Source organism: Polaromonas sp. P1_F1, from assembly GCF_056405795.1.
In genome coordinates this window covers 788104-805787 of the sequence record NZ_JBFUBJ010000001.1, presented here as the reverse complement: position 1 = coordinate 805787, position 17684 = coordinate 788104, and the positions used below count along the sequence as shown (strand labels likewise).

At 59.1% G+C, this 17684-nt stretch carries 18 protein-coding genes; all 18 read right to left on the bottom strand.

Annotated elements, in window-relative coordinates:
- Window positions 1–10 precede the first annotated feature (10 nt).
- Genes AC1DZE_RS03900 through AC1DZE_RS03815 form a run of 18 tightly spaced genes read right to left on the bottom strand, consistent with a single transcriptional unit; the run spans window position 11 to window position 17678 of the window.
- A complete protein-coding gene (locus AC1DZE_RS03900; protein ID WP_477699800.1) occupies window positions 11–1042 on the bottom strand; it encodes a glycosyltransferase in 1032 nt (343 codons plus the stop codon).
- Window positions 1035–2033, bottom strand: a complete 999-nt coding sequence (locus AC1DZE_RS03895; protein ID WP_477668525.1) for a CgeB family protein — start codon at window positions 2031–2033, stop codon at window positions 1035–1037. The genes AC1DZE_RS03900 and AC1DZE_RS03895 overlap by 8 nt, the downstream gene beginning before the upstream one ends.
- The gene (locus AC1DZE_RS03890; protein WP_477668524.1) at window positions 2030–3457 is read right to left on the bottom strand and encodes a lipopolysaccharide biosynthesis protein; all 1428 of its coding nucleotides are present in this window, start codon (window positions 3455–3457) and stop codon (window positions 2030–2032) included. Before AC1DZE_RS03890 ends, AC1DZE_RS03895 begins: the two co-directional genes overlap by 4 nt.
- 13 nt (window positions 3458–3470) lie before the next feature.
- The gene (locus tag AC1DZE_RS03885) at window positions 3471–4364 is read right to left on the bottom strand and encodes a methyltransferase, TIGR04325 family (RefSeq protein ID WP_477668523.1); all 894 of its coding nucleotides are present in this window, start codon (window positions 4362–4364) and stop codon (window positions 3471–3473) included.
- A gap of 17 nt (window positions 4365–4381) precedes the next feature.
- The gene (locus AC1DZE_RS03880; protein ID WP_477699799.1) at window positions 4382–5584 is read right to left on the bottom strand and encodes a polysialyltransferase family glycosyltransferase; all 1203 of its coding nucleotides are present in this window, start codon (window positions 5582–5584) and stop codon (window positions 4382–4384) included.
- A gap of 29 nt (window positions 5585–5613) precedes the next feature.
- The gene (locus AC1DZE_RS03875) at window positions 5614–6453 is read right to left on the bottom strand and encodes an SDR family oxidoreductase (RefSeq protein ID WP_477668521.1); all 840 of its coding nucleotides are present in this window, start codon (window positions 6451–6453) and stop codon (window positions 5614–5616) included.
- Window positions 6454–6474: 21 nt separating this feature from the next.
- Entirely contained in the window at window positions 6475–7230 is a 756-nt protein-coding gene (locus AC1DZE_RS03870) for an SDR family NAD(P)-dependent oxidoreductase (RefSeq protein WP_477672869.1), read from the bottom strand.
- Complete coding sequence (locus tag AC1DZE_RS03865; RefSeq protein WP_477699798.1) at window positions 7220–8059, bottom strand: sugar phosphate isomerase/epimerase family protein; 840 nt, start codon at window positions 8057–8059, stop codon at window positions 7220–7222. The genes AC1DZE_RS03870 and AC1DZE_RS03865 overlap by 11 nt, the downstream gene beginning before the upstream one ends.
- Entirely contained in the window at window positions 8052–9020 is a 969-nt protein-coding gene (locus tag AC1DZE_RS03860) for a class I SAM-dependent methyltransferase (protein WP_477668518.1), read from the bottom strand. Before AC1DZE_RS03860 ends, AC1DZE_RS03865 begins: the two co-directional genes overlap by 8 nt.
- Window positions 9021–9027: 7 nt before the next feature.
- Complete coding sequence (locus AC1DZE_RS03855) at window positions 9028–9465, bottom strand: VOC family protein (RefSeq protein ID WP_457281226.1); 438 nt, start codon at window positions 9463–9465, stop codon at window positions 9028–9030.
- Window positions 9462–10838: an aspartate aminotransferase family protein gene (locus AC1DZE_RS03850; protein WP_477699797.1), complete on the bottom strand. Its 1377-nt coding sequence runs from the start codon at window positions 10836–10838 to the stop codon at window positions 9462–9464. Before AC1DZE_RS03850 ends, AC1DZE_RS03855 begins: the two co-directional genes overlap by 4 nt.
- 8 nt (window positions 10839–10846) lie before the next feature.
- Window positions 10847–11572, bottom strand: a complete 726-nt coding sequence (locus tag AC1DZE_RS03845; RefSeq protein ID WP_477668515.1) for an acylneuraminate cytidylyltransferase family protein — start codon at window positions 11570–11572, stop codon at window positions 10847–10849.
- Complete coding sequence (locus tag AC1DZE_RS03840; protein ID WP_477699796.1) at window positions 11569–12162, bottom strand: D-sedoheptulose-7-phosphate isomerase; 594 nt, start codon at window positions 12160–12162, stop codon at window positions 11569–11571. Before AC1DZE_RS03840 ends, AC1DZE_RS03845 begins: the two co-directional genes overlap by 4 nt.
- A complete protein-coding gene (locus AC1DZE_RS03835) occupies window positions 12159–14051 on the bottom strand; it encodes an N-acetylneuraminate synthase family protein (RefSeq protein ID WP_477699795.1) in 1893 nt (630 codons plus the stop codon). Before AC1DZE_RS03835 ends, AC1DZE_RS03840 begins: the two co-directional genes overlap by 4 nt.
- A complete protein-coding gene (locus AC1DZE_RS03830) occupies window positions 14048–15418 on the bottom strand; it encodes a GHMP family kinase ATP-binding protein (protein ID WP_477699794.1) in 1371 nt (456 codons plus the stop codon). The genes AC1DZE_RS03835 and AC1DZE_RS03830 overlap by 4 nt, the downstream gene beginning before the upstream one ends.
- A gap of 14 nt (window positions 15419–15432) precedes the next feature.
- A complete protein-coding gene (locus AC1DZE_RS03825) occupies window positions 15433–16149 on the bottom strand; it encodes a sugar phosphate nucleotidyltransferase (RefSeq protein WP_477699793.1) in 717 nt (238 codons plus the stop codon).
- Window positions 16142–16705, bottom strand: a complete 564-nt coding sequence (locus AC1DZE_RS03820) for a D-glycero-alpha-D-manno-heptose-1,7-bisphosphate 7-phosphatase (protein ID WP_477668511.1) — start codon at window positions 16703–16705, stop codon at window positions 16142–16144. The genes AC1DZE_RS03825 and AC1DZE_RS03820 overlap by 8 nt, the downstream gene beginning before the upstream one ends.
- Before the next feature lie 4 nt (window positions 16706–16709).
- Complete coding sequence (locus AC1DZE_RS03815) at window positions 16710–17678, bottom strand: Gfo/Idh/MocA family oxidoreductase (RefSeq protein ID WP_477699792.1); 969 nt, start codon at window positions 17676–17678, stop codon at window positions 16710–16712.
- Window positions 17679–17684 lie beyond the last annotated feature (6 nt).

Sequence of the window (17684 nt, the reverse complement as noted above, 5' to 3'; positions counted from 1 at the left end):
GGAGCGGGAATCACTTCTTGCTTATCCTCTTGAGATGAACCAGCGAAATCCTTGCCAGGCCATCGAGTCGCAAACCGAGCATGACCTTGAGGTACAGGCCCAGCAGAAAAACGCCGAGCCCCCGTTTGGTCTGTAGAGCTGCCTTTAGGGCGTCCCGTGAAAATACATTGGGGAAAAGTTCCTGAGCCAGCTGCGGCTCACCGCGCAACAGGGCGTTGGCGGCGCGCATGACCTGGTCGCGACGTTCGAGGCGTCCGTAGTTGACCATATCCTCGGCGGTAACCAGCTTGCGCACGTCGGGTTGTGCGAGATAGTAGTCCATCACTGTGAAAAAAGCCGCACGGCGCGTATCAAGGCGCACATTTGCCGACCACTGGCTGCTGCTGATGCGGTATCGCATGGTCGCTCCCGGCAGTATTCCGACGGGCCCAAGCTGCAGCATCCTGAGCCAGACGTCAAGGTCGCCGCTCGGGCCGAACAGTTCCCCACGCCAGCTCTTGATGTTCTGCTGATAAACGTTGGTGCGCGCCATCACGCTGGGACAGATCAGGAAATTGGAGTGCTTGAGAATCGCCCTGAAGACCTCAGGAAAATGATGCAGCGGGCCAGTGGCCGCCAATTCGGGGGGCTGTTGGATCGCACCGATGAGGCGGTTGTCCTCATCGATCAGCAGTGCTTGTGTAAACGCTGCTCCGGCTTGTGGGTGCGCCTCGAGAAATGCGACCTGTGACGCGACCATATCTGATTCGTAGATATCGTCCGCATGGTAAATCGCGGTGTATTTCCCCGTTGCCAGTTCGATGCAACGATTGAAATTGCCTTCGCCACCGATATTGACCGCGTTGCGGTAGAGCGTGATGCGGCTGTCAGAAAATCCTTCGACAACTGCGATCGTGCTGTCGGTCGAATGATTGTCGACCACGTGAATTTTGAGGTTCCCGTAACTCTGGTTTAGCACCGAATGCAAAGTGGCTGCGACGGTTTTTTCCGCGTTATAAGTCGGGATGCAGATGCAGACCAGTGGCAGTGTATTGTCAGGCATCGATGAGTCCCATCCTGGCGAACGCGTGTCGAAAGCGGTGGCCGAAGGTGTGCTCCGCAAGAGTCCGGGCATAACCGGCATCGGCGATGCTTTCTCGCAGTGCAGTCTCTGCAAGATAAAGCGCAACCTTTTGCTGAAGGTCGTCGGGGTCCAGGTAGATGGCGATCTCTGTGCCTATACCGTAGTGCCGTTCCAGTCCCTCAACGTAGTACGAGAGCTGAAACCCGCCAGTGCCGTTAATCTCGAAATGACGGGCCTTGATCTGTTCGACGGACTTCGGCGAGCGGATGCGATTGACCAGACCGCGCGGGGACGACAGCAGGTAACGCGCGTCCCAGGAGGTCGAGTTCGACATATTCAGGTTGATGCGGCTTTCATTGAACAGCTGGACCATCTCCTCGTGCGACACGATGCCGCCTGGCCAGCGGTACCCGGCAACTTTGACATTGAACCCCGCTCTGCGCAGGCGATTGATGAGCCATTCGCGATAGGGGTGCCAGGCACCTACAAACGACACGTCGTATATTTTTTCGACAGACGCTTTTCGGTAAATGCTGTTGTTGCAGCCGAACGGGAAATAGATCACATTTTCCAGGCCCAATGCTCGGTATTTCCGCTCACCATATACGTCGGGTGTTGTGAAGAAATCGAACTGTGGCGCCCAGTAGCGGGAAAATTCGACGCGCCAGGTGTCGTCGTGAAAAAAGCACAGTGTGCATGTGAGCTGTTTCATCGCCTTGATCGTGTCCGGCTCGAACTGATCGGTGTAAAGCGAGAACATCGCGAAGTCAGGCCTGGACGCCGCCGCGACCTCGAGCAGCTTGCGGTTCATGGCTGGCTTGCCCAGGTGCTGAATCTCGGTCATGTAGTCAAACAACACGACCTCGTGTCCGAGCGCCAGCAGGCTCTGGTAAAAATTGTAGTACTCGTACGAATGACCGCGCGTCGGGTCTCCATAGTCATACGACATGCAAACAAGGAGGATTTTCATGAAACTTTGTCGTGCCTTGGCAAATATGGATAAAGCAGCCAGTAGAACATCGGCAGAAAGGCCAGCCCGGTGACAACGATCAACACACCCGCCGCAATGATGCCCTGGCTGTTCATGGCCCACCGGCCGGCCGTCGCAAGCAGCATCAGGCCAGCGCCCATTGCGGTGCCTTTGAACAGCATACGCAATGGCAGCCGCATGTCGAGCGCGACGATCATCAGGTAGTGCATGGCGACCAACATGCCGACGCCGGCCAGCGAGCGCGCCAGACCCACGCCATGCGCACCCATGCCAGGCGCCAGAAACTTGATCAGCACGATGCAGATGACCGCGCCGAGCAGGTTCGGCAGCAGCAGCAGACGGGTCTTCATCTTGGCGTGGGCCGACATGCTGTAGACGCCAGCAACAACGCGTGCACCTTCTGCCAGGACGCCCCAGATCACGAACTGCGATGCCGATTGGTATGCCGGGCCCACCATGAATCGCGTCAACTCCGGCGCCAGACTGATCAACAAAAAGGTTACGAGCATCAGCGAGGGCAGGATCGCGCCAGCATATTTATTCCAGGCGGCGGACTGTTCCTCGATCGTGCTGGTGCTGACCCGCTTGTAGAAACGCGGCTGGAAGTAGGTTGTCAGCACCGATTCGAACGCGGCCATCAGCCCTGCGCTGATTCCGTAGCCTGCGACAAACAGGCCGAGTGCGGCCAAGCCCAGCGAGTCGGCGACGAAAAAGCGGTAGCCTTGCGTCTGCAGCCAATTAAACCCGACCGAGATTGCAACCGGCCAGGCGAAGTCGAACAGCAGCTTGAGGTGCGAGCGCGACAGTTTGTCTGCGGGCTGCTCCGGGCTGAGTTTGTCGAAAAACAACTTGACGCCAATGATCGCGAACACCGTCTGGCCGATCAGCAAGCCGAGCAACCAGTATTCAGCTGTCGGTGCGAAGGATTCGACCAGCGCATAGGCGCTCGCCAGGCCCACGCCGATTGTTGCGAGCGTGAGGACGATAAAACGCCCGCGCAACTCCAGCAGGTTCAGCGATGGGATTGCGGTCTGGTTGATCGTGTTGAACAACAGCGAGCCACAGACCAGCACCAGCAGCCACGCGGTATTGAACTGGAAGCCGAAGGCGTGGATTTTGTTGAGCACGCCGAGCGTCAGCGCCGCGAACAGGCAGACACCAAGAAGATAGATCCAGTGCAGCTTGAGGTAGTGTTTGGCGCGGCCGAGTTCATCCCAGGCGTGAAACCTCCGATTGATGAACATACCAATCGGGTTGACGAGGAAAAGCGCAAAAAAGGCTGTGGCGGCGGTGATCAGCGAGAGACGGCCCATTTCGCTAGGTGGCAAATAAGTCGTAGCCACCCGCATGACCAAAAGGAGCAGGATGAATTGGGCGGCACGCCCGAAGATGATTACAAGCACGTTCTATTCCCGGTCATAGAGCAACGACGGAAGTCGCAGATGCATCGCCGGCAGGTGGCCCCGGTTGCTTCTGAAAAACCAGGGCGTGATCGACAATTTGGGAGAATTCTTCTGGAATCGCCTTCTTGCCGTTCTTCCAGTATTTGCCGGAATCGGCGTTACTGTAGTAGTCCGCAATCATCTCATAGCCCTGGCCGCGCATCAGTTGAGCCAGCCGTTCGACGCTGAGCAATACAACCGGGATCCGCCCGCAAAAACCTTTGACGGTCGTGACGTTTTGCATGGTGTAGGCCACAGGCTGATTGCCCCCGGGGGCCGGATGGCGGGATACGATGATGAACCTGGCCTGGCTGCGACACAGCAGTGCCAGCGTTGCTTCGTAATCTAGACAATACTGGAGCGTACTTGAAACGTTAAGTACGTCTATCTTGGCGCTGTGTGTCAACAGCGATTCAAAATCAGTTGAAAAAGACACGCCATCTGCGCCGAACAACCTGGTTCCGAGTGCGCAGTTGGCGGAGCTGTCGACGACCGTGAAATCAAGCTGCCTGCCCCCTTTATTTTGCGTTTTCAGGGCCGGCCAATACATACCCACGCCGCCACCGAAATCGACGATGCGACAAGAGGCTGCGTGATCACCGGCGGGCGCGATCGATGCGATCAGCGAAAGGCACATCTCGTTCATGTCTTGGTGACTGACACCGTCGACGCGGGAGTGAGCCCTTTCGGAAACATAAGAAATCCAGTTCGGGTGCTCGAATGGATTGTCATTTGACGGCTGTAGCTCCGCTGCATCCCGATAGAGGCCGTCATAAATCGGTCGTTCCGGCTTCAGCCGCTGCAAGGCTCCGCGCGCCAATACGAAAAGAATGGGCGGCAGAATTTGTTTGATCAGATGTTTGAGCATGGGTGTCTCATGACTGGCTAAGTCTGCGAAGCCGGCGTTTCCACGTTCGAATTCCAGGTCTGCGGGCCGTCGTAGAGTAACGAGGAAATGTTCACGCCGGACTTGTATCCCGGGTCAATTTCCCGCAGATTCGCGATGTAGCGGTAGCCCAAGCCATCCAAGGTGAAGTTGCAGACGCCGAATTCTCTGACGGATGGCAGCAGATGAAATAGGAAAATCGGCTGACAGCCGAAAAAGAAAGCATCGAACATCGCCGCGCCCATGGTTCCAACGACAACCCCAGGCCTTATTTGCTCCATGGCAGTGTTGCTGGAGATCGCGTTATCGATGAGATGAATATTGGAATGCTGAGCAGCCAGCGCAGTGTAGAAGCTGCACACTTCGTTTTGAGCGGCCCAATCTCCCGGGTGAATTTTCAGGTGAACCTCCGAAAAAGCTGCGGCCAACACGCGCAGGGCTTCTGCGGAGATTGCAAGCTCTTCGGTTTTCAGGCCAAAAGCGTCGAGATTGTTGGCGAAGAAGATCGCAACCTGATCATTCTTTGGCAAAAACGACTGTTCGGACACCAAAAAATGCCGATAACCGCGAATCTCCACGGGCCGATCGATAGGCAGGCGCATTCTCGAATAGATGGCATTGAGGTATTTCTCGCGTATTCGGACATACATCCGGCCTTCGAATCCTTTTTTGGCATAGGCCGGTATACCCAATGCCTTGAAGGCAAAGTTGTAAAGGACCAGGAATAACCGGTCGGTCCACGAAAGATGCCGGTCGTGGAAGCTGCTGTTGTTGAAATAAAACCCAATGCCTTCGTCGTAGAGATAAACCTGTCCACCAGCGTGCCGCATCTGCGCGGCTAGAAATGCGTTGTTGATTTCATATTCCGTTGTGATGACAAGCAAGTCTCCCGACCGGAACTGAAAGCGGTGCTTTAGCCGTATCTGGTGAAAATATGCCTTCAAGTAACTTATTGGATTCTTGAAGCTGAGGCCGGAACATAGCGGATGGACGTCCACCGGCTCAAGAGCGAAGCCTAGCGACCCTGCCAACTGGTTGCGCGGTGACCGGTGTGAAATGAACGTCACGCCGGACTTGGGAAGCCGATTCTCTTCTATGATCGACAACGCCAGGTTGGTGTGATGGTCGTTGTCGATTGAGAAATAAACCATACGTGTGCAAAGCCGGTGAGAGTGGTGATGGGGGTTGGTGGTTGATGCCATCGCAGCGCTGAACGGCCCGTGGGACGCTGCTACCAGACCGACCTTCCTCCGTCCATCACGATATTTTGGCCATTCATATACGAAGAGGCGTCCGAACAGAGGAATTGCACGGCGGCACGGTACTCGTCGCCAGCCGCCATGCGGCCCAACGGGATCAATGCGCTGAGCCGGGTCACGAACTCTTCGCCCTGGCCATTGAACACACCGCCCGGAGAAATTGCATTGGCGCGCACGCCCTGTTCTGGCCAGTAGGTTGCGAGGTAACGCGTCAAGCCGATCAGGCCAGCCTTGATGACGGAGTAAGTAACCGGTTTGACGGGCTGCAGATGCTCGGGCAGTCCCGGTTTGCGATACAGGCGTTGGTCCGGCGAGAACACCGAAAGGTCTGATGCGATGTTCAGGATTACGCCGCCCTTGTCGTCGGCGGCCATCGCAGTGCCGAAGACCTGGCTGCACAGGAACGCGCCGGTCAGCCCGACCGCGACTTGCAGATTCCATTGATCGATCGGAAAGTTCTCGAGACGAGAGCTTTCGACCATGCCGGCGCCAGCCGTAACCTTGGGGTCAATCGCCGCGTTGTTGACCAAAATGTCTATCCGTTGTCCGGCAGCCGCGAGTCGCGCGGATAGCGCGGCGACCGCTTCCGGGTTCGAAACATCGAGGATCGCCGTGTGGATGCGGTCGATTTCCGCTGTGCCCGCGAGAAATTCCCTAGCCGACGCGAGTGCGTCCTCGCCGATGTCGGTAAGCACCACGCTCGCGCCGCTTTCGAGCAGGGCCGCAGCGTGTTGCCGGCCGAGCAAGCCTGCGGCACCCGTGATCAGCGCGGTTTTTCCCGTGAGATCGAACTTTTTGAATGCGGTAGTCATGGGTGTTCCTTCGAGTTGCCGCTATGCGCGGACCTGGCCGCCGTCGAGTGTCCAGACTGCACCGGTTGCAAAACCCGAGCGTGGTGAGGCGAGGTACGCCGCCAGTTGACCGATGTCCTGCGGCGTACCGAGGCGCGCCAGTGCGACGTTGGCGGCCAGCATTGACTGCACGCCATTTGCATCGGCTGCCAGTTTTCTGTCCCACACGGAGCCGTCAAACAGAATGTTGCCGGGTGCTATCGCATTGATGCGCACACCCTGGGCGCCGAGTGGTCGGGCAATGCCGCGCACGTAGGCGTGCAATGCGGCTTTGGCAGCAGAATAGGTAACCGGTGCACCCGGAATGACCTCGAGCCCGCAGATCGACGAGATGCAGATCACAGCGCCGCGCGAAGCGGCGAGCGCGGTACGCGCTGCCTCGACCGTATGGGTGACGCTCCAGAGGTTTAGTGCGAACACGCGTTGCCATTCCTCGGGAGTCTCCAGGCCTGGTGCCACCGAACGGCCGCTACCGACATTGCAAACCAGAATGTCGAGCCTGCCGAGCGCCCGGGTCGCTTCATCGACAACCTGTCGTGCCTGGCCTGCGTCGGAGACATCGCCCGCGACAGCCGCCGCGGATTTCAGGGTCATAGATGCCAACTTCAAGGCATCGGCGTCGCGTCCGTTTATCGCGACCCTACAGCCCTCGGCTTGCAGCGCCTCGGCAATGGCCCGGCCGATTCCGCGTGAGGAACCGGTGACCAGGGCTGTTTTGCCGTTGAGTTCAAGCTCCATGGCGTGCTATCCAGTTGACAGCCATGTCGCGGTAGCGGCAAAGCGCGCCCGCATGGTCGCCGTCATGTGCCCGGGCGGTTTGCAGGATGTAATTGCCTTTGTAGTCAACTTTTGCGAGTGCCGAAAAAACAGTTTCGAAATCAGCGCTGCCTGTGCCAAGTGGCACCGTGGTACCGCCGAGCACGCGATCTTTGATATGCACGTTGACGATGCGATGGCCGTAGGCCGCGATTTCGTCGGCAGGCCGCATGCCGAGCCCAGCGCTGTTGCCAATGTCGTAGTTCACGCCAAACAATGCTGGATCGAGCCGGTCGATGAAACGTGCGAGCTCGGACGGCCCGAAATCCGACTCAAAGACCACCTGCACGCCAAGTTCGGCCAGCAGCGGGGCGTGAGCCTGCAGCACGGAGACCAGTCGGTCTTCCTGAGCGCGTGTCGCCAGGCTGCCGTTGTCGACCAGTGGCAGGACCATCATGACGATGCCGACCGCGGAACAAGCCTTGGCCACGGCGCGGAAATCCTCTTGCAACTGCTCGGCTTGTGCCGCATCGGCCTTCCAGAACGGGCTCTGCATGAAGCAGTCACCAGTCAGCGAACCGACGCGTATCCCGTGCCCTGCCCGCAGCGCCGTGATCTCCGCGCGGCCAGCCTCGGTCAGCAGCGGGTTGCTGTAGAGCAGGTCCTGATCGAGCGTCCACTCCATGAGGCCGAAGCCATGAGCCGCGGCCGTGGGAAACTCACCTTGCCAGCAGTCCCATGGAAAAGCCTGGATGCGGCCGTTGACGAGCGGCGACAGCCGTCCCTGCATGAAACCAATACGCTCAGACATTTTTGATCACCATCATCATGTTGGCGGTTGCCTTGTTCTTTACGAGTCGCGCGACGTATTCATCGTTGAGTGCTTTCATCTTCGCGGTGAGCCAGGCCGACATATCGGTGTCCGTGCCGGCCAGGTCGATTTCGCTGAGGCCAACATTGCAGGTCGCCTGGGGTCCGTTGTTCATGATCCAGTTCAGGTGATTCAACAGGTTGTAGTCCTGAGTGAATGAGATATCGATCTGCGCGTTGCCGAAACCCGCGAGCTGCGCGGTTTTCCTTAGTGAGTCTTCGGTGAAGTAGTGCAGATGCGCTGAATGGTAGAAGAACTTCTGGTATGCCTTGACATTCCAGACCGACAGTAACGGGTCGTTGAGGTTGGGCACTTCAATAAACAGCGTCGCACCTTTTTGGGTCGACTGTTGCAGGTCGCGCAGAAACACAACGGGATCCTCGACGTGTTCGAGCACCTGGAATGCACAGACCACATCGTATCGCTGGTCCGCAAAGCGGGACTCGCGCAGAAATTCTGAGTCCGCCTCTATGTCCAGCTCCGATGACATGAAGTCACAGCAGGCCTTGTCGAGCTCAATCGCGTTGACGAGCGCCACGCGATCCTTGACATTGACCAGGAACTGCCCCGATGAGGCGCCGACTTCCAGCAGGCGGGTTTCGGCCGACAGGTATGGCCTGATGGCCTTGAGCCGATCATGCTGGTAATTTTTGTAAACGTCGAAAATCTCGCGCGCGTTGGTCGCCGCGGCTTCGGCATTGTGCGAATACTCCTGGCGGTAATTCTCTGCGTAGTAGGCTTTGGCGTCCGGTGCCTGATTCTCCGAAAGAAAACCGTGTCGGCAGGACTCACAATAAAAAACGATACCTGTGCCTCGTCGCAAAGTAGTAGACAGCACGCTGGCGGTTGCTTGCCTGCAGAGCGGGCAACTGGCTTGGTGAGAGTGTTGGGTAAAGATCATTGTGGGATCATTCCTGCAATATTTCGACCAGTTCCAGCAATACGCCTTCGGGCCCCCGGCAGTAGGTGACCTTGACCTTGCCGTCTGGGGAATGCTGTGGTGGTGCAAAAAAAGTGACGCCCGCACCTGCGAGTTTTTTGCAGAGGACGTCGATATCTTTCACGGTCATTGCAACATGCGTAAAGCCGGTGGAATAAGGTGTTCCGGTCCAGGCTGGCCTGTCTGGGTGCGAATGGAAATAAAGCAACTCGATCATGCCGCCTTCAGGTGCGGTAAGTTTCGACGTTGTCAGGCGCACGTTTTTCAGGCCCATCATTGCGTCGATGTGCGGCCCGGACTCGTCCATCTGCCGTGCCACGGTGAACCCCAGCAGGTCCCGCCAGAAGCGCAGCGCCGCATCGAGGTCGGCGACGACCAGGCCGGTATGGCGAATCTGCGTGATCATTTGGCCGCGATCTCGGCGATAGCCTCGCCGAGCACATCCACACCTTCGAGCAGGGCTTCGTCGGTGATCGTCAGTGGAGGGCCGATCTTGATCGATTCGCGCCCGGTATGCACGACCAGCAACCCCTTCTGCATGCAGAGTTCAGCGACCTCACTCGTGAACGGGCCGTCGGCCGTGCCGGTCTTGGGGTGTTTGAACAGTACCGCCGCGATCAGGCCTCGACCCAGCAGGTGTGAGATGCGATCGGGAAAACGCGCCTGCAGTTTGTGCAGTGCGGCAAACAGCAGCTCGCCCTTGCGCGCGGTCTCGGCGACAAGATTGCGATCCTCCATCTCCTCGATGACGGCGAGGCCGGCGGCGCAGACCAGGGGGTTCGCCGAGTGCGTGCTGCTCATGTTGCCGACATCGGGCAGGTCCATGATCGCGGCGCGGCCGATCACGCCGGACAGCGGTACGCCTCCGCCCATGCCCTTGCCGCAGCAGATCAGGTCGGGTGTCACGCCGTAGTGCTGGAAGCCGAAGGCCTTGCCGGTGCGGCCAAAGCCCGCCTGCATTTCGTCAAAGGTCAGCAGGATGCCATGCTTGCGGCAGACGCGCTCGATGGCCTGTACATATTCTGGCGGGTAGAACACTGCGCCCCATCCCTGGAAGGTTTCGAGCATGAAGCCGCAAACGTCTTGCGCAATGTCGATGCCGGCCTTCTCGAGCCTGGCCAGGCTTTCGTCCAGAAACGCTTCCGGCGTGCGCCCGGCCAGGGCCCATGGATAGGGGAACGGGATGTGGTGAATGTCGGCATCCTGGTAGCCTATCCATTCGCGCTGGGCCAGATTACTGCTGAGCATTTGCGCGCCCATCGTGCGGCCGTGCCAGTTGCCTTCGATGCAGATCACGCCGCGGCGGCGTTTGCCTTCCTTCTGGCCGTTCATGCGCATGAGCTTGAGTGCGCCTTCGGTCGCCTCGGTGCCGGCCGAAAGCAGGAAAGCCTTTTCGAACGGCGCACCGGCGAACGCGACCAGTTTTTCGAGATAGCGCGCGCGGTTTTCGTTCGCATAGGCATAACAACCATAGAGCGGGCGGTCCAGCGTTTCTTTCATGGCGGCGGTCACGCGCGGATTTGAATGTCCGACGTTCGCGACAAAAATGGTCGAGGTGAAGTCGATCCAGCGGTTGCCAGCGGCGTCGTAAATGCTGTAGTCCTCGGCCCGATCCCAGACCAGCGGCAACTGCCCGTGCATGGAACGCGATTCGCAGGCCTCAAGCCGTTCGAGCACTTCGCGCGTGCCCGGCGTCGGGATCGCGGTCTGGATCAGGCGGTTGGCGGTCGAGACCGGTGGAACGGATTGGGGCAGGCGGGAAAAAGAATGTGCGGCCATGATTGTCTTCAGTTGAAAAGTTTTTGTGATACACCCGGCATCCGGGTGATCTGGAATTCCAGGTGTTCGAAATCGTCAAGCGTGTCGACCTCGACCACCGATGGCGTGATGAAGGGCAGCACATGGTTGCCGTGCATCAGACCCGACTTCCGGATGAACGCGCTCGACAGCACATCGACATAGCCATTGGCCTGGTAGGTGTTCGGAAATTGCTGGCGCGCGTTGTTCGCCGCGTCAAGCTCGGTATTGTCCGCACCAAGGCGCTTGAGCTGGCCCCCCTCCGCCATCTCGAAGGTCTTGTAGGCCGACTCGGACATCTCGTGTACCGATCGCAGCGCGGTTGCTTGCGGCGCTGCGATGAAAGCTTTCACTGCGTCATCGATTAACTGCGGGTCGCGCAGTGGCGTGGTTGGCCTGATATGCACGATGTATTCGGGCTCGCCGCTTTCGGCTGCCAGCCAGTCGAGCGCGTGGACAATGAAGTCATAGTCGGTCGAACGGTCGCCCGAGATCGCTTCAGGGCGCAGGAACGGCGCTTCGGCGCCGAGTTTCCGTGACAGCGCTGCGTATTCGGCCGAGTCGGTTGAAACGATGACGCGGTCGATGGTTGCCGACCGCAGGCAGGCGGCGATCGACCAGGCCAACAGCGCGTGGCCGCCAAGGGGTTTGATATTTTTGTGGGGAACTCCCTTGGAGCCCGCTCGCGCCGGAATCAGCGCCACGATTTTTGTCATTTCTTTTCGGCTCCCTTTGGAAAATACCAGGCCTCGACCAGGCCGCACAGAATATGCCCGACCAGAATGTGGCACTCCTGGATGCGCGCGGTTTCATTCGACGGAATACGCAGGCATTCGCAAGCTTCATTGAGCTTGCCACCGCTCGCGCCGGTCCAGGCGAATGTGCTCACACCGCGCTCGCGGGCGACCTTGACGGCCATCAGGATATTGGCACTGTTGCCGCTGGTCGAGATCGCGATGAAGACGTCCTCCGGTTTCGCCAGTGCCTCGAGCTCGCGCGCAAACACGAACTCATAGCCGTAGTCGTTGCCGATCGCGCTGATCGCTGAATTGTTGGCTGCCAGTACCACCGACGCGAGCGGCGCGCGGTCGAACAGGAAACGCGAAGTGAACTCCGCCGACAGATGCTGTGCATCGGCAAAGCTGCCGCCGTTGCCTGCAAAAATGATCTTGCCGCCGGCCTTCAGCGAGGCCAGGCAAGCCTGCGCGAGTTTCTCGATCTGCTGCAGCAACGCGCCGTCAGCCAGCAGCGCTTGCTTGACCGCGATGGACGCTTCGATCTGTGTCTTGATCTGCTCTAAGCTCACAGGGTACCTTCCAGCTTTTCGAGCGCGATCCAGAAACCTTCGCCGCCGTTCTTGTGGCCCTGCCAGATCTCGGGGATGAACGAAGCGGTCGGGCAGCCTTTTTCCAGGATTCTGCCGAGTCGCGTGAAGTCGATGTCGCCTTCGCCGATCTGCAGGCCCTCGCCGTTGAGGCCCTGGGCGTCGCCGAGATGCAGGTGCGCCGAGATCGGCGCGATCTTTTCGGCGAAGTCATAGAAGTCGATGCCGAAATGGTTGCAGGTCAGGCGCGTGTGCGAGATGTCGAAACACATGCGCAGGTTCAGGCGTTGGCACCAGTCGACGATTTCCTCGATGCGGACGAAGATGTTCTGGAAGCGCTGACCGCCGAAATGCCAGGGGAACGGCGCCATGGTCTGCGGGATCAGTTCGACGCCTTCCATGTCGAGTTCGCCGAGGCTTTTTGCGAAGCGTTCGTAATAGGCCGTGATGACGTCGGGCGGCAGCGGCGCGTCCATCGTGAAGCCGCCGATATTCGCGACGATCGGCGGTCGGATGGTCTTCGGAAAGAAGCGTTTGAGGCCGCGCGTGATATTGATGACGCGCTGGGTTTCAGCGATCGACTGGCGGCGGTAGTCTTCGTCGGGCGAGGCCAGATCCATGAGCCGGCTGTTGGCGAACAGCTCGGGCGCATGGACCACAAAATCACAGGGATAAGTGCCACTCAGGAAATCGTCCAGCTTGAGCTCCATGTCCGAATACGACAGGTGAAATTCGAACAGATCGGGTTTGATGCGCGAGTTGTATTCACCGAAGTCGTGGTAACGGACAGGCACCCCCCAAGGGCGCTTGAAGCGGTAAGGCCGTGGCTCGATCCGTTCGTCCTTGAGGTCCGACGGATAGAAGAAGTCCTCTGCCGCCATGTCGTGCTGCAAGGTGCGGCCCAGCAGTTTTTCGTAGTGCTGCGGCGACAGGCCCTGGCCAGGGCTGCGCACCTGCACATCCTCAGGCCGGACGATCGAGCCCTTCTTGAGGGCTTTCGCGGCGACCAGGCTTTTTCCGAGGTTCTCGCGGTTGATCATCTCGCCTTGTGAGATGCGGCGCTCACGGCCGTCACCGAGCGCCTGCTCGATCTCGCGGATACCCTCGATCAGGCGCTTGAATTCCGCATGCTCGAGGCTGGCCGCGTGGTCGGGGCCTTCCATGCCGCGGTCCAGCGTGAAGTGGCGTTCGATCACGCAGGCACCGAGGCCGGTCGCGGCCAGGGTGACGGCGATACCTCGCTCATGGCCTGAATAACCAACCAGTGGATGGATCAGTTTGAGTTTTTCCATCCAGCGCAGGTGGATGTCGTGCAGCGGCGCCGGGTAGGTGCTGTTGCAGTGCAGCAGCACGAACGAAGCGTTGCGCTTGTTAAGGAAGTCGACGGTGACCTGGACTTCCTCGCGCAGGCTCATGCCGGTAGACAGGATCAGCGGTTTGCCGGTTGCGCAGAGCTTCTCGAGCAGCGGCAGGTTGGTCAGGTCGGCCGAGGCTACCTTGTAGGCCGGCACGTGCAACTGCTCGAGCACGTCGACGCTGTGTTGATCCCACGGCGTGCAGAGGTAGAGAATGCCCTTGCTCCCGCAATAGGCTGCGAGTTCGCGGTGCTGTTCAATTGAGAGTTCGAAGCGGCGCAGCAGGTCGAGCACGTATTCGGTGCCGAGGTCCTCGCCGTCCTTGCGCAGGGTGCGCTGGCGGTAGACCTCGTCGAGTTTACGCAGCTGGAACTTGGCGCAATCCGCGCCCATCTCGACGGCCAGGTCGACCATCTGCCTGGCGCGCTCAAAGCTGCCGTTGTGGTTGTTCCCGATCTCGGCGATCACAAATGCCCTGCCGGCTCCGACCTCAAAATTGGAGATGCTGATGCTCATGTCTTTTCCGGGTGGGGTTGATTCTTGCCTTCGCGCGCGGACCAGGCGCGCAGCCCTTCCTGCTCGAAGCGGAATGGGCGCACATTCAGGCCCAGGCTTTCGAGCTTTCCAATGAGCTCGTGTTTACGGAACGGTGTGACATAAAAAAGAAAGAACCCGCCGCCGCCGGCGCCAAGCAGCTTGCCGCCAAGGGCTCCGTGCGCGCGCGCGTCCTCATAGATTTGGTCGAGCCGGTCGTTCGATATCTTGCTGCTGAACTGGCGTTTGAGCAGCCACGACTCATGCAACGCCTGGCCGAACTGCAGCAGCCTGCCGCGCAACAGATGGTTGCGAATGCGGTAGGTGAGCTCGACATTGTTCTGCACTTTCTGCCTGATGTCGTGCTGCTGCATCTGTTGGCGCTGGTCCTGATGGATGTCGCCGGAGTCGTGTGGTGAGCCGGTATCGCAAAGTACCAGGCTTTCCTCAAGTTCGAGCTGAACATCGGCCGGTATCCGCAGTGGATGAACGATGTTCTGGTCCATCCGGAATTCCATGAAATTGAAGCCGCCAAACACCGTCGCATACTGGTCCTGCCAACCGCCCGCAATACCCAGATAGAGCCGCTCGGCCTGAAATGCGAGTTCCGCGATTTCGTGCGAGTCCCAGCGGTCCTGGCGAAACTGATTGAAGCAGCCAAGCACGGCTGCCGCGAGTACGGCCGAGCCACCTAGCCCGGAATTCATCGGGAAATCGGAATGCAGGTAGAGCTCAAAACCAAAGTCTGGGTGTACTGCCTTGATCAATGCCAGGATCAGCCCGAAACGGCCCTTTTGTGACAGCGCGTGCTGCAGGTCGTTGGCATGCAGCGATTCACCGAGGTCGCGTGAATGGATCTCGATGCGCGTGTCGTCGCGCTTGCGCAAAGTGGCGTGGCTGTAGAGCGAGATCGTTGTGTTGATCACGGCTCCGCCTTCACCGGCGAAGAAATGCGTGAGGTCTGAACCGCCACCGCCAAAGCTGATCCGCACCGGCGAGCGCGCCCGCGCATAGACTGGCTCCTCGATCTGACGCGGCATGTGGTCGCGGCTTACGATTCCGGCCAGGCGCCGGTTTTCGTCGAGCAGCGGTATGACTTTGATGTGGTGGTCGAGCTGTTTGAGCAGCAGTTCGCGCGAACTTGCCTTGTCGGCCCAGACGAAGTCAGGGTTGGCGCAGGACTTGATGGCGTCCTCGAGTTGCGCGCCTTCGAGCAGCTTGCGCCGCACGTCCCCGTCGGTCGCCAATCCGGTCGCCATGCCTTCGGCATTGGTCGTCAGCACGATGCCATGGTGGTTGGCTTCAAGTTGCGTCAATGCATCGCGCAACGACGCATTTTCTGAAATCAAGAATAATTCGAAGCTCACAGGGTTCCCGCCTTGTTTGACGCTATCCATCGGCAAAACCGGAAATAGTCTTCCGGCACGCCGATATCGATAAAGTCGGTATTCAGTGAAACAGCTGTCAGCCGGCTGGCGGCCGCCAAATCCGGGAAGACATCCCGCTCCAGGGAAAAGGGCTTGCCATCCCAATGCCTAAACAGGTCCGCATCGAGATGGTACAGACCCGCATTAATCAGGCCCTTACCGCGGCTGCTTTGCTTTTCCTCAAAAAGGGCTATTTTATTGGCCGACGTCCGTACGCTGCCATAGCGTTCCGTATTTTCTACGCAAATTACGGCCATTGAAGGCGATTCGGCCGCAAATACCGCACTGATACCGCTACCGAGCCAGGTATCGGCGTTGCTGACAAGGAAGGAACCCGCGAGGGCATGTTGCCGTACCGCGTAGGCTACGGCACCACCCGTTCCCAGCGGTTCGGGTTCGACCAGGAAGTCGACTTCGCAGCCGTGAAGCCGACCTGTTTGCGCAAGCCCGCCAACGAATTCTTCGATCAGTTCGGATTGGTGATGCAGCAGAAAGGTCATCGAACGTACCCCCTGGGCGATCCAGTTGTCGACCAGATAGCCGAGGTAGGGCTCGCCTGCGACCGGTGCCAGCGGTTTGGGGACGTCCGAGACGGCACTGCGCAGGCGCGTGCCGAAGCCACCTGCGAGCACCAGCAGGCGAGGTTCAGCCATGATGTTCACTGCTCCAGGCCAACAGCATGTCAACGGCCTCGCCGAAGTTGTCGCATACCTCGAAATGTGCCTCAAGCGAACGAGCCGCGAGCTCTTGGTGCAGGTTGTGCACGCCGGTGTTTACGCCAATGCCGCGGCAGCCGAGGTTGGCAGCCGTCATGAGATCGCTCAGGTTGTCGCCGATATAGCAGATATCGGCGGCCTGTTTCGAATATCTCGAGAGCAGTTCGAGGCCGAACCTGGGTGATGGTTTGCGATACAGTGCGGGCGCCTCGGGCACTTCCGGGCAGATGCAAATCTCTTCGAACGGCGCCGGACCGAGGTCGAGCTGACGCAGCATTTCGTTGTTGCAGCGAACCGCCATCTCCAACGGGAAATAGCCGCGACCGACCCCCGACTGATTGGTGTGCAAAAACAATAGGTGACCGGCGGCCCGTAGCCGCGTCAAGCCCTCGCGCACGCCCGGCAACAAGACCACCTGCGCCGGATCGCAGAGATAAGGCACATGCCTTATCAGGGTGCCGTCCCTGTCGAAAACGATCAGTTGCGAGGTCATCTTTTCAGGCCGCCTTGCTGCCTGTCTCGGGCGTCGCTGTGTAACCGGCCATCTCGCTGTAGATAGCGCCGTGTTCAAGCTGATCGGTGATCGTGCAGAACAGCGTGTCGTCGCCTTCAATGAAAGCGCGGGTCTCAGCATGCAATCCCGGCTTGAACTCTTTGTCGATTACATCATCGATGACGACGGGTTCGACTTTGACTGATGCCAGGTGGGTGACCTGCAACTGTTCCATTGGTTTGAAGATAAGCCTGCGCTTGCGGGTCAGCACCTCTACGGCCCAGCGGCCAGGAGCTTCCCAGTCAGCGTGATAGCTAAATAGCACACCGCGTTCGGTTACGCCGGCGCCGCAAAACCGCGCGGCAGCCGAATGCCAGTCAAGCGCGCCAGCACGCCAGCTTTTCCAGTCCTTCGGGAAGCCGCAGAGATGGAACGCAAGGTCGGGCACGTGCGACGAGTTGGCGATGACCCAGGACTGCTTGACCGAATCGGGTAGGGGCATCGGTACGATCGTGTGAGCCCATTCGGTAAATTCGAAGCTGCAACTGAGTGCGCCGCCGTCTTCCTCAATCATTTTTCGTGCCTGCCGGGTCGCGGCGTAGAAGCGCCGGCTGTAAGCGATCAGCACATTGGCCTGGTGCTGCTCGGCTGCCGCCGCGACCGCGCCGAGTTCAGCCAGATTCAGGCCACCGGGCTTTTCAAGCAGGATGCGCCGGGTGCCGGCCTCCAGTAAATGGAGTGCAACCGGCGCAAGCTCCTCGAAACTCGCTGCCACGATCGCTCGTGCTGGCGCTCCTGACTCAGCGAGCGCTTGCACCAAGCCGCCACGCCGTACGGCGTGGCCGGTGGCGGCCTCAAAGGCCAGTGCAGATGATTCGCCACGCCCGATCACCTCGAAGTCCAGGCCCAGATGTTGCAAGACTTTGGCGTATTCGCGGGCATGCGGCCCCGCGCCGATCAACCAGATGTTCACGTCTAT

Coding starts and splice junctions, on each gene's coding strand:
- AC1DZE_RS03900 (WP_477699800.1), bottom strand. CDS start 1,042: ATGCCTGACAATACACTGCCACTGGTCTGCATCTGCATCCCGACTTAT.
- AC1DZE_RS03895 (WP_477668525.1), bottom strand. CDS start 2,033: ATGAAAATCCTCCTTGTTTGCATGTCGTATGACTATGGAGACCCGACG.
- AC1DZE_RS03885 (WP_477668523.1), bottom strand. CDS start 4,364: ATGCTCAAACATCTGATCAAACAAATTCTGCCGCCCATTCTTTTCGTA.
- AC1DZE_RS03880 (WP_477699799.1), bottom strand. CDS start 5,584: ATGGCATCAACCACCAACCCCCATCACCACTCTCACCGGCTTTGCACA.
- AC1DZE_RS03875 (WP_477668521.1), bottom strand. CDS start 6,453: ATGACTACCGCATTCAAAAAGTTCGATCTCACGGGAAAAACCGCGCTG.
- AC1DZE_RS03870 (WP_477672869.1), bottom strand. CDS start 7,230: ATGGAGCTTGAACTCAACGGCAAAACAGCCCTGGTCACCGGTTCCTCA.
- AC1DZE_RS03865 (WP_477699798.1), bottom strand. CDS start 8,059: ATGTCTGAGCGTATTGGTTTCATGCAGGGACGGCTGTCGCCGCTCGTC.
- AC1DZE_RS03860 (WP_477668518.1), bottom strand. CDS start 9,020: ATGATCTTTACCCAACACTCTCACCAAGCCAGTTGCCCGCTCTGCAGG.
- AC1DZE_RS03855 (WP_457281226.1), bottom strand. CDS start 9,465: ATGATCACGCAGATTCGCCATACCGGCCTGGTCGTCGCCGACCTCGAT.
- AC1DZE_RS03850 (WP_477699797.1), bottom strand. CDS start 10,838: ATGGCCGCACATTCTTTTTCCCGCCTGCCCCAATCCGTTCCACCGGTC.
- AC1DZE_RS03845 (WP_477668515.1), bottom strand. CDS start 11,572: ATGACAAAAATCGTGGCGCTGATTCCGGCGCGAGCGGGCTCCAAGGGA.
- AC1DZE_RS03835 (WP_477699795.1), bottom strand. CDS start 14,051: ATGAGCATCAGCATCTCCAATTTTGAGGTCGGAGCCGGCAGGGCATTT.
- AC1DZE_RS03825 (WP_477699793.1), bottom strand. CDS start 16,149: ATGGCTGAACCTCGCCTGCTGGTGCTCGCAGGTGGCTTCGGCACGCGC.
- AC1DZE_RS03820 (WP_477668511.1), bottom strand. CDS start 16,705: ATGACCTCGCAACTGATCGTTTTCGACAGGGACGGCACCCTGATAAGG.